Raw genomic sequence first — 14,246 nt, 5'->3', positions numbered from 1 at the left:
TCACGACTCCCGTGCCGCTTGCAGCCGCTTCAGGGCCTGCACGGCCACCTCACGGTCTGCGGTCATCCAGAACTCCGGCATCGTCGCCCTCAGGAATGATCCGTACCTCGCCTTGACCAGGCGCGGATCGAGCATCGCCACCACGCCTCTGTCGCTGGCTCGTCGAATCAGCCGACCGGCTCCCTGCGCGAGCAGGAGGGCGGCGTGCGATGCCGCCACGGCCATGAAGCCGTTGCCACCCGCCTCGGTGACAGCCTGTTGCCTGGCCTGCATCAAAGGGTCGTCCGGGCGAGGGAAGGGGATCTTGTCGATGATCACCAACTCGCAGGTGTCGCCGGGGATGTCGATCCCCTGCCACAGCGACAGGGTTCCGAACAGGCTTGCATGAGGGTCCTCGATGAACCTCCGCGTCAACTCGGGCAGCTGGGCATCGCCCTGGCAGAGGATGGTGAGGTCGGGCAACTGCGCACGCACGTGCCGGGCGGCGGCCTCGGCGTTCCGCTGGGAAGCGAACAGCCCCAGCGTTCGACCGCCGGCCGCCCACACCAACTCCGCCACCTCGGCCAGCACTTCGGGGGCCATCTGTTCACGACCGGGGTTGGGCAGGTCGGCCGCGACGTAGAGGATGCCCTGTCGCCGGTAGTCGAACGGCGATCCGACGTCGAGGCCAGCCCAGTGCAGCTCGGTGGACTCCTCGGCGCGGTCGACCTCGACCGAGGGTGAGTCCACCCGTTCCTTGCGCTTGAGCCCGACCGTCTGGGCCACTTGGTCGAAGTCGCCGCCGATCTTGAGGGTCGCCGAGGTCATCACCACTGTCGCGGTGCTCATGACGGCCTCCCTCATCAGGCCGGCCACCGACAACGGGGCCACGTGGGCCCAGCGCCCGAACCGATCCCGGTCAGTGGTCCACACGACATCGGCGGGTCGCAGGGCCGCCATGCGTTCGGCGATGTCGAAGATCTCCTTCACGGCGGCGGCGGCCTGGGTCTTCTCGGCGTCGGCTCCCTGCATGACCGCTGGACGGTCGTCCGGCTTGGTGGCGAGTTGGCTGACGGCGTGACGGGCGGCATCACGCACGAGGGCGAAGGCCTGGGTCATCACCCCCGCCTCGGTGATCCGCCCCACCGGTGCCTCGTCGAGCGCGGACTTGAGCGCGTCGGCCGCCTCGAGCAGTTGCATGCCGGTGTCGTCGTCCACGTGGTTGAGCGCGCGGCGGGCGACCCTTTCCACCAGCTGGGGGCTGAGCTCGTCCGAGGCCGCCCCGGTGACCCGGGACACCAGGTCATGGGCCTCGTCGATCACGACCAGGTCGTGCTCGGGCAGGGCCGTACCGCCGTGCATGGCATCGATCGCCAGCAACGCGTGGTTGGTGACGATCAGTTGGGCCTTGCGAGCCTCGTCGCGTGACTTCTCCACGAAGCACTCGGACCCGAACGGGCAGCGCTGCACCCCCAGGCACTCCCGCACCGGGATCGAGACCTGTTCCCACGAACGGGGCAGGTGACTGGGGGCATCGTCGCGGTCAGCCACACCGTGCTCGGCCAACTGCTGCTCGGCCCACTCACGCAGCATCACCACCTCTGCGCCGATCACCGATTCCGCGCCCGCTCCTGAGGCCTTGGCGGCCTCGGCCACCTCCTCCCCACCCAGCAAGGTGTCCTGATCGGGTGCCAGTCCCTCGCGCACGCGGTAGAGGCAGGCGTAGTTGGTGCGGCCCTTGAGGATGGCGGTCGCGGGACGCTTGCCGTGGACGACCTCGATGGCGTCCAGCGCTGCCGGGATGTCCTTCTTCGCCAACTGCGCCTGCAGGGCCAGGGTGGCGGTGGCGACGATCACCGTGTCGCCGCTGGTGGCACAGCGGTCGAGCGCCGGGGCCAGGTAGCCCAACGACTTCCCCGTGCCGGTGCCGGCTTGGATGAGCGCGTGCACGCCGGTGTCAAACGCGTCGGCGATGGCGTCAGCCATCAGCTCCTGGCCCGGCCGCTCCTCGCCACCGAACCCGGCCACAGCTGCCGCCAGTACGTCCCGATGCCGGCGCTGTTGAGTCACCCGGTCATGTTAACGAACGCGTCCGACATTCCTCGGCGCCCGACCTCAGCGCCGGTAGGGCTCGATCTCTGCCGCGAGTCCGGGATGGACATGGGCCGTCACCAGGGTGCCGTCCGCGGTGTGTTCGCTGGTCACCAACTGGCCGGTGCGGTGGATCTTGTCGATCAGGTCACCGCGTGCGTAGGGAACCATGGCCGTCACCTCGACCTCGGGCACCGGCAACCTCGCCTCGGTGACGCGCCTGAGCTCATCGATGCCCTCACCCGTGCGCGCTGACACGAACACGGCGTCGGGGTACTGGCTGCGAAGCATGGTGAGGGTGTCCGGGTCGGCACGGTCGATCTTGTTGATCACCATCTGCTCGGCACGGTGACCGGCCCCGATGTCGTTGAGCACCGTCCGCACCGCATTGATCTGCCCGATCGGGTCGGGGTCGGAACCGTCGACCACGTGCAGCAGCAGGTCGGCCTGGGTGGACTCCTCCAGGGTCGAGGCGAAGGCCGCCACCAGGTCGTGGGGAAGGTGGCGCACGAAGCCGACGGTGTCGGTGAGGGTGAACACCCGTCCGTCGGAGGCGTTGGTGCGGCGCGTGGTCGGGTCAAGGGTGGCGAACAGCGCGTCCTCGACCAGCACCCCCGCGTGGGTGAGACGGTTGAGCAGGGACGACTTGCCCGCGTTGGTGTAGCCCACGATCGCAACCGAGGGGATCCGGTTGCGCACGCGATCGGCGCGCTTGGTCTCCCGAACCCCGTCCATCTCGCGCAGCCGGGCCCGCAACTGGGCGATGCGAGTGTTGATCCGGCGCCTGTCCGTCTCGATCTTCGTCTCACCGGGGCCACGGCCACCGATTCCCGCGCCACCGGCCGCACGCCCGCCGGCCTGGCGGGAGAGGTTCCCACCCCACCCACGCAACCGCTGCTTGAGGTAGCTCAGCTGGGCCAGTTCCACCTGGGCCTTGCCTTCGACGCTCTTGGCGTGCTGGGCGAAGATGTCGAGGATCAGCGCGGTCCGGTCGACGACCTTCACCTTGATCCGGTCCTCGAGGTTGCGCAGCTGGGCAGGTTGCAGTTCCCCGTCGCAGATCACGGTGTCGGCGCCGGTGGCCATGACCACCTCACGTACCTCGTCGACCTTGCCGCGTCCGATGTAGGTGGCAGGGTCGGGAGACTTCCTGCGCTGGACGAGCCCCTCCAGCACCTGCGAGCCGGCGGTCTCTGCCAGCAGTTTGAGTTCAGCCATGGCGTTGTCGACGTCCTGCTCGGTGCCGGAGGTCCAGACGGAAACCAGCACCACCCGCTCGAGTCGGAGTTGGCGGTACTCGACCTCGGTGACGTCCTCGAGCTCGGTCGAGATGCCCGCCACTCGGCGCAGGCTGTGCCGAGCAGCGAGGTCGATCTGGTCACCGTCGAAGCTCTGGTCCTCCTCGGGGTCGGGTTCGGCCCACGGGTCGCTGAGCTCGTCCCCCTCGAGGTAGTCGTCCTCGTCATCGAGTCCGCCGGGGTCGACGTCTGTGGTCGGGAGTTCAAGGGCGTCGAGGTCGCTGGGCTCGAGCGAATGCTGGGGTGCTTGGGTCATCGTCCATCCATTTTGCCAGCCGAACCGTCACACGACCAGCGCAATTCAGTCGGGCAGGCTGGTCTCGCCGGTTGCCACGAGCACCGCCGGACCGGTCAAGGTCGCTCTCTGCTCACCCAGGCCGACCCACAGTTGGCCACCGGGAACGGTCACCGCATAGCTGCCCGGACCGCCCCCACTGGCCCGGGCGAACGCGGCCGCCGCCGCGACCACCCCAGTGCCGCATGACAGGGTCTCGCCGCTACCCCGTTCGTGCACCCTGAGCGCGATCGAGCGCTCGCCGGTGGGCACGACGAACTCGACATTCGCACCCTCGGGGAAGGCCTCGGATGGCTGCCACCTGGGCTGCTGTTGCACCGGGAGCCCCGCAAGGTCGGTGCCCTCGTCAAGCAACACGACCGCGTGGGGGTTGCCGACGTCGACGACGGTGGCTGACCAGTTGCGCCCATCCAGGTCGACCTCCACGGTGCCACCCAGCGTCACCTCGCCCATGTCGACGGTGAAGGTGCCGTCGTTGGTGACCTGGACGGCACGCTCCCCGGCACGCGTGGCGATCCGGGGTTGGTTGAGCCAGTCGTTCTCCATCAGGTAGCGCACGAAGACCCTGAGCCCGTTGCCGCACATCTCGGCGATGGAGCCATCGGCGTTCCGGTAGTCCATGAACCACAGGTCGGGATCGCCGTCCCACTCGGGGATGTGCTCGGCCTTCACCGCACGCAACACTCCGTCGCCACCGATTCCGAAGTGGCGATCGGTGAGGGTACGCACATCATTGGCCGACAACGGCATCGTATTGTGCCGATCGGCCACGATCACGAAGTCGTTGCCGGTGCCTTGACCCTTGGCGAACCTGATCCTGCGCACGTGTGCCTCCCGTGGTGTGATCCCCGCAGTCTTTCACGCTCCCTGACGGGTGCACCGGCGGTTCAGCTCATAGCGACTCGATGACCCGATCGACGTTGGCCGGGTCGTCCGCGGGCAACCAGGTGATCCGTGGATCCCGCCTGAACCAACCCAGCTGCTTGCGGGCAAAGCGTCGGGTCTGGGCCACCGTGGCCAGCCGGGCCTCCTCCTCGGTGCAGGCGCCGGCGAGATGATCGAGCACCTGTCGATAGCCGAGGGCTCGCGACGCCGTGCGTGCCGATCTCAGGCCCTGGGCCTCGAGTCGACGCACCTCGTCGACGAATCCCTGCTCCCACATCTCGTCGACCCGTTGGGCGATCCGGGCGTCCATCACACCACGTTCGACCTCGAGGCCGAACTGGTGCACCTCGTCCAGGGCGTAGGTGGGTTCCGGCAGGCTGGCGCTGAAGGTGCCCGTCAGCGAGATGACTTCGAGGGCCCGGACGATTCGGCGGGCGTTCCCGGGCTCGATCCGCTCCGCCACCTCGGGGGCAATGGCGGCGAGTTCGGCGTGCAGGGCCTCTGCCCCCACCGTCTCGCAACGGTGCTGCCATGCGGCCCTCACCCGTGGATCGGTTCCGGGGAAGTCGAACTCGTCGGTGATGGCGTGGGTGTAGAGGGCAGATCCGCCCACCAGGACGGGGATGGTGCCGTGCGACCGCAGCGTCGCGATCACGTCTCGCGCCAGTTCCTGGAACTCGGCCACCGACGCGGTGACCGCGGGCTCCCAGATGTCGACCAGGTGGTGGCGGACGGCCCCACGTTGGTCAGGGGTGGGCTTCGCCGTGCCGATGTCCATCCCCCGATAGACCGCCATGGAGTCGGCGTTGACGATCTCACTGGGACGTCCGGCGGCCGACAGCGTGCAGGCCAGGTCGACGGCCAGCTGCGACTTCCCACTGGCCGTGGGGCCGACCAGGACGATCAACGGGACGGACGTGGGCACCCCGTCATTCTGCCAGCCCCCGAGGGAGCCGGTGGCGGATGGGCAGGGCCGGGGCATCGGGCGTTCCGCGTCTGGTCCGCGGCAGCGACGCCTCGTCCGGTTGCACCTGCCCTCGTTCCCGCCAACCTGCCCCCATCCGGTGCACCTGCCCTGTCCCTCCCCTAGGGCAACTGCTCCCCGTGAGGGCAACTGGGACGGAAGGCGGGCAACTGGGACGGAAGGGAGGCAACTGGACGGAAGGGAGGCAAGGCGCTGGAACTGGGGCAACCCGGGAGCCCATCGACGACCATCGTGGGAGAAATCTGACGCGAACGCCTGACAGCCGGATCGCTCGTGTGCACAGTGGATCCAAGCCCTCCGGGGATCGCACGCAGAAGGGAGACCACATGGGACTGCTTGACGATGTGAAGAATGCGTTCGACGGTGACGACAGCAATGACTCCGACCTGGTCAACAAGGGCCAGGAGCTGGCGAACCAGCACGCAGACCAGATCGATGGTGGCGTGGAGCAGGCGGGCGACTTCGTCGACGACAAGACCGGCGGCAAGTACTCAGGCCAGGTTGACCGAGGTCAGGCCTTCATCGAGGACAAGACCGGCAACCTCTGATTGCCGCTGCACATCAAGCAGCACGAACACCATCACCAGCGGTACCGGCACACCAGCGGTACCCGAAACTCCAGCATGACGAAGGGGACGAGCGAAGCCGCTCGTCCCCTTCTGCGTTCAGCCCGTCCTGCGTCCAGTTCGCGTGGACCGATCAACGGGTCAGGACGTGGGCCGAAGCGTCGGCATGCCCAAGGAGACGCCCGCAGACACCGCAGGAGTCTCCTGACGCCGCTGCCAGGCATCCCCGCCCCGGGTGCGACGCAGGTCGGTGATGCCGGCGTCGGCGTTCAGGTGGTGTGGGGCGGCGTGGGTGACCACGGTCGTGGCGATGTCACCGGGGCGCGGGCGCTGGGCAGCGTCCCCGGGCACGGTGACGTGGACGAGACGGTTGTCGCGGGCGCGACCGCTCATGCGGTGGGTGGCTTGGTCCTTGCGACCCTCTCCGTCGGCGAACATCACTTCGACTTCACGTCCCTCGAGCCCCTGGTTCTCGCGGTGGGCCACGTCGTTCACCAGCTCCAGCAATCGGTCGTAGCGCTCCTGGACGACGGGCTTGGGCACCTGGTCGGGCATGGTCGCCGCCGGTGTCCCCGGGCGGATCGAGTACTGGAATGTGAACGCGGCTGCGAAACGCGAGGCGGCCACGACGTCGAGGGTCTGGCGGAAGTCGTCCTCGGTCTCGCCGGGGAAACCCACGATCAGGTCGGTCGTGATGGCCGCCTCGGGCATTGCCGCGCGGACCCGCTCGATGATCCCGAGGTAGCGCTCCGCCCGGTACGAGCGGCGCATCTCCCGCAGGATGCGGTCCGACCCGGATTGCAGGGGCATGTGCAGCTGCGGCATGACGTTGGGGGTCTCGGCCATGGCCTCGATCACGTCATCGGTGAAGGCGGCCGGGTGCGGGCTGGTGAACCTCACCCGCTCAAGCCCCTCGACCCCACCGCAGGCACGCAACAGCTTGGCGAACGCACCACGATCACCGAACTCGACTCCGTAGGAGTTGACGTTCTGGCCGAGCAGGGTGATCTCCTGCACTCCTTCGGCCACCAGCGTCTCGATCTCGCGCAGAATGTCGCCCGGACGCCGATCCGTCTCCTTGCCACGCAGGGCCGGGACGATGCAGAAGGTGCAGGTGTTGTTGCACCCCACCGAGATCGAGACCCAGGCCGAGTAGGCGGAGTCACGACGGGTCGGCAGGTTGGACGGGAAGGTCTGCAGGGCCTCGACGATCTCGACCTGCGCCTCCTGTTCGATGCGCGCGCGCTCGAGCAGGACGGGCAACGAGCCGACATTGTGGGTACCGAAGACCACGTCGACCCACGGCGCGCGGCGTGTGATCGTGTCCCGGTCCTTCTGGGCCATGCACCCGCCCACGGCGATCTGCATCCCCGGACGGACGGCCTTGACCGAGGCGATGTGCCCGAGATTCCCGTACAACTTGTTGTCGGCATTCTCCCGAACGGCGCAGGTGTTGAACACGACCAGGTCGGCTTGGTCGTCCGCCTCCGTGCGGACGTAACCAGCGTCCTCGAGCAGACCCGAGATCCGCTCCGAGTCGTGAACGTTCATCTGGCAGCCGTAGGTCACGACCTGGTAGGTGCGCCGGGCGATGGTGGGAGACGTCATGATGGGCCGGATTCTACCGGCGCCGAACTGGGAGCCCGACCATCGTCCCCGGCGCCCGCACGGTCGCAGCAAAGTGGCTAGCGTGACGTCCATGCACGCACCAGCAGCCCACCACCCCACCGGCGAGCAGTACCAGATCAGCGCGGGCGAGGTCTCGGCCGTCGTCACCGAGCAGGGCGCCACGCTGCGCAGCCTGACCATCGGTGGCCACGAACGCCTGTGGGGGTTCGGGCCCGAGGACATCCCGCAGGGGAGCCAAGGTCAACAACTCCTGCCGTGGCCCAACCGGATCCGCGATGGTCGCTATGGCTTCGACGGTGCCGAGCACCAGCTTCCGGTCAACGAGATCGACCGCTTCACCGCCCTGCACGGGCTGGTGGCCTGGGTGCCGTGGCAGTTGGTGCATCACACCGACACCGAGGTCGAACAGCAGGTCCGCGTGCTCCCGCAGCCGGGCTACCCCTTCGGCGTCGAGGCGATCCTGACCCACCGCGTGGACGAGACCGGCCTCACCGTCGAGGTCAGCGCCCGCAACGTCGGCTCGACTCCCGCCCCCTGGGGATACGCAGCCCACCCCTACGTCAAGGTCGGGGGCCCCATCGACGAGTGGGTGGTCCGCTCGCCGTTCCGGCAGTACCTCGACGTCGAGGCCGACCGCCTGCTGCCCATCAGCTTGATCGACACCCAGGGCACGTCCGAGCAGTTGGACGACACTGCCCCGCTCGGGGCTCGCACCTTTGACCGTGCCTTTGCCGGCGTCGACGGGGCTTGGGAGCTGAACGTCCGCGGACGAGACGGCGAGATCACCCTGTGGGCGGACGAGAAGCTGCCCTGGCTGCAGATCTACACCCCCGCGGACCGTCTGTCGCTGGCCATCGAGCCCATGAGCTGCGGACCCGACGCCTTCAACCCGGGGCCGACGCACGACGGTCTGGTGATCCTGCAACCGGGCGCGGAGTGGTCGGCGAGCTGGGGTTTCAGGGTCCGCTGACTCCGCTCGGGAGGGTGTTACAGGTTGGCAACAGATGGTGGCCTCAGCAGCGAACCCGAGCCCCCACCCGCATGCTTGCCCTAGTGTTCCGGGCATGAGCGCAGTCGCAGAGCCTTCGCAGTCGCCGTCCACCTCGGGCCGCGACCTGGTCGTGCTGAAGGACGTCAACAAGCACTTCGGCGACAACCATGTGCTGCGGGACATCAACCTCACCGTGCGTCAGGGCGAGGTGGTCGTCGTGCTCGGACCTTCGGGCTCGGGCAAGTCGACCCTGTGCCGCACCATCAATCGTCTCGAGACCATTGAGTCGGGCGAGATCCTGATCGACGGACAGCGACTGCCCGAGGAGGGCAAGGCCCTCGCCCAGTTGCGCGCCGACGTCGGCATGGTCTTCCAGTCATTCAACCTGTTCAGCCACAAGTCGATCCTCGACAACGTCACGCTCGGACCCACCAAGGTTCGCCGGCTGGGCGCTGCCAAGTCCCGCGACAAGGCCATGGACCTCCTGACCCGGGTGGGTGTGGACTCCCAGGCACAGAAGTACCCGGCCCAACTGTCGGGAGGACAGCAGCAGCGTGTCGCCATCGCCCGAGCGCTGGCCATGGACCCCAAAGTGATCCTCTTCGACGAGCCCACTTCTGCGCTCGACCCCGAGATGGTCAACGAGGTGCTCGACGTGATGGTCGGACTTGCCAAGCAGGGAATGACGATGATCGTGGTCACCCATGAGATGGGATTCGCCCGCAAGGCGGCCGACCGGGTCATCTTCATGGCCGACGGCCAGATCGTCGAGGAGGCCGAACCCGAGGCCTTCTTCACCTCACCCCAGTCCGATCGGGCCAAGGACTTCTTGTCGAAGATCCTGCACTGACCCCTGATCTGTTCCACCCGCCACCATCCACCACCGAAAGGCTCACCATGAAGCTCACCCGCAAGATCGCGGCAGGGGCTGCCGCCCTCCTGCTCGCCACCTCGCTGGCCGCCTGCGGCAACAACTCCGGCGCGGGCGACAAGATCGCCATCGGCATCAAGTTCGACCAGCCGGGCCTGGGACAGAAGGTCGGTGACTCCTACCAGGGCTTCGACGTCGAGGTCGCCAAGTACGTCGCCAAGGAGCTCGGGTACGACGAGAACAAGATCGAGTGGAAGGAGTCCCCCTCGGCGCAACGGGAGAACCTCATCCAGGGTGGGCAGGTCAAGCTGATCTTCGCGACCTATTCGATCACCGACGCGCGCAAGGAGAAGGTCTCGTTCGCCGGGCCGTACTTCGTGGCTGGTCAGGACCTGCTGGTCGCCAATGACTCGACCATCTCGGGTCCGAAGGACCTCGACGGCAAGAAGCTGTGCTCGGTCACCGGCTCGACCTCGGCCGAGAAGGTCAAGAAGGTCGTCCCCGGCGTCGACCTGCAGCAGTTCGACACGTATTCCAAGTGCGTTGAGGCGCTGGCCAATGGGTCGATCGACGCTGTCACCACCGACAACGTCATCCTCGCCGGTTTCGCAGCCCAGGACGCCTACAAGGGCAAGCTCAAGGTCGTGGGGGCCCCGTTCTCGGAGGAGCGCTACGGCGTCGGTCTGAAGAAGGGCGACGTCGAACTCTGCAAGAAGGTCAACACCGCCATCGAGAAGATGGTCTCGAGCGGCGACTGGGCCAAGGCGATCGAGAAGACTGTCGGCGCATCGGGTTTCAAGGCTCCGGCCGAACCCAAGGTCGACCCCTGCAGCTGAGTGCCCTCGGGTACCCAGAAACCAATCTGACCGGGACGAGCCTGCGTGGCAGGCTCGTCCCGGCAGACACCCCCTGATCCGAAAGGAGCGCGGATGAACGACGTGGCAGAACTGTTCAGGCAGTACAACCTGGTGCAGGCCTTCGGCATGACGCTGCTGCTCACCGTCTTGTCGGCCATCGGCGCCGCCCTGATCGGGATGGTGATCGCGGTGCTCCGCATCTCCCCCGTGGCAGCTCTCCGCTTCTTCGGTACCAGCTATGTCACGCTGATCCGCAACACTCCCCTGACGCTGATCCTCTTCTTCTGCGTCTTCGGCTTCCTGTTGTCCATGAACTGGCCCCTGCTCGGACGAGGCGCCAGCACCGAGTGGAACAACTTCGCATGGGCTGTGGTGGCGCTGTCGATCTACCACGCCTCGTTCGTCGCCGAGGCGATCAGGTCGGGGGTCAACACGGTGCCGATGGGTCAGGCCGAGGCCGCTCGGGCACTGGGGCTGTCCTTCGGGGGCTCGATCCGCGAGGTCATCCTGCCGCAGGCCCTGCGCGGGGCGGTCGCGCCACTCGGCAACACACTGATCGCGCTCACCAAGAACACCACGGTGGCGGCGACCGTCACAGTCACCGAGGCCTCGACCCAGATGAAAAACATGATCGAGTTCCGCCCCGACCTGATCGTGCTGATCTTCGCGATCATTGCCTTCGGGTTCGTGGTGCTGACGCTACCGATGGGCATCATCTTCACGCGCCTGTCACAGAAGTTGGCGGTGGCCCGATGAGCGCACAGTCGTCGTCGGTCATCTTCGACGCACCGGGGCCCCGTGGACGAGCCCTCAGCCGCGTGGTCGGCACCGTGGGTGTGCTCGCCTGTCTGGTGATCGGAGCCGCCTTCCTGTGGGCGCTGAGGAGCCAGCTGCTCACCGCATCGAAATGGGAGCCATTCCTCGAGGCATCGACCTGGACGAACTTCGTGCTGCCCGGTCTGCTGCAAACGCTGCAGGCGGCCGCCCTGTCGGTGCTCACCGCAGGTGTGGTGGGTGTGCTGTTGGGGGTGGGTCGGCTCAGTCACGTCAAGCCCATCTCCTGGGCGTCCGGCGTACTGGTGGAGTTCTTCCGATCAGTGCCCGTGCTGGTCATGATGGTCTTCTTCTACTACGTCTTCCTCTACTCCGGCGCCCTCAGCGGCGACGCCCTGCCGTTCCTCTCGGTGGTGCTGGGACTCACGTTCTACAACGGCTCCGTCATCGCCGAACTGATCCGCTCCGGAGTTCACTCACTTCCCAGCGGGCAGCGGGAGGCGGGATGGGCCATCGGGCTGACCCGGGAGCAGACCCTGTGGAACGTCCTGCTGCCCCAGGCCGTGACCGCGATGCTGCCGTCGCTGCTGAGTCAGATGGTGGTCGTGCTGAAGGACACGGCGCTCGGCTACATCGTCACCTACCCGGACCTGTTGCGCTCCTTGGGGACGCTGGCCTCGGGCAAGTCCAACATCCTGGCCGCCCTGCTGGTCGCGGCGGTGATCTACATCGTGATCAACTACGCCCTGACGACGTTCGCCGGCTGGGTCGAGACGAAGGTCCGCACCCGGCGCGCCGGAAGGGCCGTGGGAGTGGGCGCCGTGCCGGTGACCGGTATCGGTTCTGACAACGTCGATCCCGCCGACTGAGCCAGCCCAGTCCGGCCCGGGCCGACTCCTGAGTGGCTCCGGGAGTGGCTTAGCCACAGCCAGCGCGCATCCCGGGCCGCTCAGTTCCAGGTGTGAGGTCCGGGATCGATGTCGGCGTCGGTCAGGTCGCCCAGGATGTCAGGGTCGGCATCGAGTACCTCGCGACAGACACGGATGATGACGCTCGGGCCATAGCCCCGCCTGGCCAGTACCCCTTCCAGCCGACGCCGCGCCACCACCGGGTCGAGTCGGGCCAGACTGCGTGCCTTCTTCTCGGCGATCTGCCGAGCCGCACGCAGTTCGTCCTCATCGGTGATCTGGTCGAGCGCCTGCTTCGTGTCATCGTCCGACACGCCCTTGGCCCGCAGTTCGCGCCCGATCACCCGACGGGAGAGGTTCCGGTTGCGGTGCCTCGACTCACTCCACGCCGCTGCGAAGGCGGCATCATCGATGAGTTGCACCTCACTGAACCGGTCGAGCACCTCGTCGATGATCTCGCCGGGCACCAGTTTCGCTCGCATCGCCTCAGCCAGTTCGTGCCGACTGTGGGCGCGCAGCGTCAGTCGTCTGAGCGCGATCTCGCGGGCGACCTCCCGCGGGTCGGCGTCCCCATCAGCCGACCCCGCGGGCTCGCCGGAGCTCAGAACGCCACCTCGCCCGTCACGGGATCCACGCCGTCCGGCACGGCCTCAGGCGCACCCAGCCCCATCTTCTGCTTGATCTTGGTCTCGATCTCGAGGGCGATGTCGGGGTTGGCCTTGAGGAAGGCTCGGGCGTTCTCCTTGCCCTGGCCCAACTGGTCGGTCTCGTAGGTGAACCAGGCACCCGCCTTGCGGATGATGCCAGCGTCGACACCCATGTCGATCAGCGAGCCCTCCCTCGAGATGCCCTGTCCGTACAGGATGTCGAACTCGGCCTGCTTGAAGGGCGGCGCCACCTTGTTCTTGACGACCTTGACCCTGGTTCGGTTGCCCACGGACTCGGTACCGTCCTTGAGGGTCTCGATCCGGCGGACGTCGAGACGGACCGAGGAGTAGAACTTCAGGGCCTTGCCACCGGTCGTGGTCTCGGGCGAGCCGAACATGACGCCGATCTTCTCGCGCAGCTGGTTGATGAAGATGGCCGTGGTGCCGGCGCCGCTGAGCGCGCCGGTCATCTTGCGCAGCGCCTGGCTCATGAGTCGGGCCTGCAGGCCGACGTGGTTGTCACCCATCTCACCCTCGATCTCGGCGCGAGGCGTGAGGGCGGCCACCGAGTCGATCACGATGAGGGTCAGGGCACCGGACCGAACCAGCATGTCGGCGATCTCGAGCGCCTGTTCACCGTTGTCGGGCTGGCTCACCAGCAGGGCGTTGGTGTCGACACCCAACTTGGACGCATACTCCGGGTCAAGGGCGTGCTCGGCGTCGATGAACGCACAGATGCCGCCATCACGCTGGGCGTTGGCGATCGCGTGCAACGCCACCGTCGTCTTTCCGGAGGACTCGGGTCCGTAGATCTCGACGACTCGGCCTCGCGGGAGACCCCCGATGCCCAGGGCGATGTCGAGGGCCACGGAGCCCGTGGGGATGGCCGCGATGGGCTGTCGGGTCTCCTCACCCAATCGCATCACGGAGCCCTTGCCGTGCTGCTTCTCGATCTGGGCGAGCGCCGCCTCGAGGGCCTTGGCGCGATCTGCAACCGCCATGCTCGTTCCTTTCCTGGTCCCGGAGACCGGGCTCGTCCTGTTCGGTTCTGACGTCTGTGACTGTATGGACGGGCTCCGACAAAATCTCACCGGGCCCGAGGCCCTGTGGACAAGTGTTCGACCGTCGCCGCAGGTGTGGACAACACGTCAGAGCTTACCGAACACGCGTACGAATCACGCGAACGCATCGGTGTGTCGCACGTGTTTGGTGAGGGAGGCACCGAGGGCGTGATCCCACCGCCTGTCCTCTTCTGCCTGCGGGTCAGCGATGAACGGGGGCGAGCTCGAGCTCGGCCCACACGGCCCGCCAGATCGTCTTGCAGTTCACGCCGGCCACCAGTGCCTCCTCGACCGTGCGGCCGCCCAATGAGGCCATGGACTGGTTCTCGGCCCAGTGCAGGGAGTAGGCGCTGCCGAGATGTTGCGCCATGCGCGCCCTCAGCTCGGTTTCTCGCATGGGCGCAGCCTA

Annotated in this window: 14 protein-coding genes; 6 read left to right on the top strand and 8 right to left on the bottom strand. The window is 67.2% G+C overall.

Going from position 1 to position 14,246, the window contains the following annotated elements; all coding sequences use genetic code 11:
• From H507_RS0106990 to miaA, 4 genes are all read right to left on the bottom strand, one after another.
• Positions 1-1,965, bottom strand: a complete 1,965-nt coding sequence (locus tag H507_RS0106990; RefSeq protein ID WP_084707748.1) for an ATP-dependent DNA helicase — start codon at positions 1,963-1,965, stop codon at positions 1-3.
• Between the two features lie 129 nt (positions 1,966-2,094).
• Entirely contained in the window at positions 2,095-3,624 is a 1,530-nt protein-coding gene (hflX, locus tag H507_RS15330) for a GTPase HflX (protein WP_022910010.1), read from the bottom strand.
• Between the two features lie 45 nt (positions 3,625-3,669).
• Positions 3,670-4,488 carry a diaminopimelate epimerase gene (dapF, locus tag H507_RS0106980; protein WP_022910009.1) on the bottom strand — a complete coding sequence of 273 codons (819 nt, stop codon included), beginning with the start codon at positions 4,486-4,488 and terminating at the stop codon, positions 3,670-3,672.
• Positions 4,489-4,555: 67 nt separating this feature from the next.
• A complete protein-coding gene (gene miaA, locus H507_RS0106975; protein WP_022910008.1) occupies positions 4,556-5,473 on the bottom strand; it encodes a tRNA (adenosine(37)-N6)-dimethylallyltransferase MiaA in 918 nt (305 codons plus the stop codon).
• 386 nt (positions 5,474-5,859) lie between these two features.
• On the opposite strand from miaA, the gene H507_RS0106970 reads away from it, so the two are divergent.
• Entirely contained in the window at positions 5,860-6,081 is a 222-nt protein-coding gene (locus tag H507_RS0106970) for an antitoxin (protein ID WP_022910007.1), read from the top strand.
• 159 nt (positions 6,082-6,240) lie between these two features.
• On the opposite strand, the gene miaB is transcribed toward H507_RS0106970, so the two are convergent.
• Positions 6,241-7,707, bottom strand: coding sequence for a tRNA (N6-isopentenyl adenosine(37)-C2)-methylthiotransferase MiaB (miaB, locus tag H507_RS0106965; RefSeq protein ID WP_022910006.1), 1,467 nt, complete (start codon positions 7,705-7,707; stop codon positions 6,241-6,243).
• Positions 7,708-7,798: 91 nt separating this feature from the next.
• On the opposite strand from miaB, the gene H507_RS0106960 reads away from it, so the two are divergent.
• The 5 genes from H507_RS0106960 (at position 7,799) to H507_RS0106940 (ending at position 12,090) form a co-directional block, all read left to right on the top strand.
• Positions 7,799-8,698 (top strand): aldose 1-epimerase family protein, encoded by a 900-nt coding sequence (locus tag H507_RS0106960; RefSeq protein WP_022910005.1) that lies wholly within the window; start codon positions 7,799-7,801, stop codon positions 8,696-8,698.
• Positions 8,699-8,792: 94 nt separating this feature from the next.
• Positions 8,793-9,569 carry an amino acid ABC transporter ATP-binding protein gene (locus H507_RS0106955; RefSeq protein ID WP_022910004.1) on the top strand — a complete coding sequence of 259 codons (777 nt, stop codon included), beginning with the start codon at positions 8,793-8,795 and terminating at the stop codon, positions 9,567-9,569.
• Between the two features lie 47 nt (positions 9,570-9,616).
• Positions 9,617-10,426 (top strand): glutamate ABC transporter substrate-binding protein, encoded by an 810-nt coding sequence (locus H507_RS0106950; protein WP_022910003.1) that lies wholly within the window; start codon positions 9,617-9,619, stop codon positions 10,424-10,426.
• A 93-nt stretch (positions 10,427-10,519) separates the two neighbouring features.
• Entirely contained in the window at positions 10,520-11,203 is a 684-nt protein-coding gene (locus tag H507_RS0106945; protein ID WP_022910002.1) for an amino acid ABC transporter permease, read from the top strand.
• Positions 11,200-12,090: an amino acid ABC transporter permease gene (locus tag H507_RS0106940; protein ID WP_022910001.1), complete on the top strand. Its 891-nt coding sequence runs from the start codon at positions 11,200-11,202 to the stop codon at positions 12,088-12,090. The genes H507_RS0106945 and H507_RS0106940 overlap by 4 nt, the downstream gene beginning before the upstream one ends.
• A gap of 80 nt (positions 12,091-12,170) precedes the next feature.
• Here H507_RS0106940 and H507_RS15325 read toward each other — a convergent pair whose 3' ends face one another.
• From H507_RS15325 to H507_RS0106925, 3 genes are all read right to left on the bottom strand, one after another.
• Positions 12,171-12,668 carry a regulatory protein RecX gene (locus H507_RS15325; RefSeq protein ID WP_040438019.1) on the bottom strand — a complete coding sequence of 166 codons (498 nt, stop codon included), beginning with the start codon at positions 12,666-12,668 and terminating at the stop codon, positions 12,171-12,173.
• Positions 12,669-12,730: 62 nt separating this feature from the next.
• Positions 12,731-13,777, bottom strand: a complete 1,047-nt coding sequence (gene recA, locus H507_RS0106930) for a recombinase RecA (RefSeq protein WP_022909999.1) — start codon at positions 13,775-13,777, stop codon at positions 12,731-12,733.
• 262 nt (positions 13,778-14,039) lie between these two features.
• Positions 14,040-14,234, bottom strand: a complete 195-nt coding sequence (locus H507_RS0106925; RefSeq protein ID WP_022909998.1) for a DUF3046 domain-containing protein — start codon at positions 14,232-14,234, stop codon at positions 14,040-14,042.
• Positions 14,235-14,246 lie beyond the last annotated feature (12 nt).

Origin of the sequence: Aestuariimicrobium kwangyangense DSM 21549 (assembly GCF_000421525.1) — a bacterium.
Taxonomy (GTDB): Bacteria; Actinomycetota; Actinomycetes; order Propionibacteriales; family Propionibacteriaceae; genus Aestuariimicrobium; species Aestuariimicrobium kwangyangense.
Note: the sequence above shows the minus strand (reverse complement) of the source record. Positions and strands in the feature narration are given on the sequence as shown.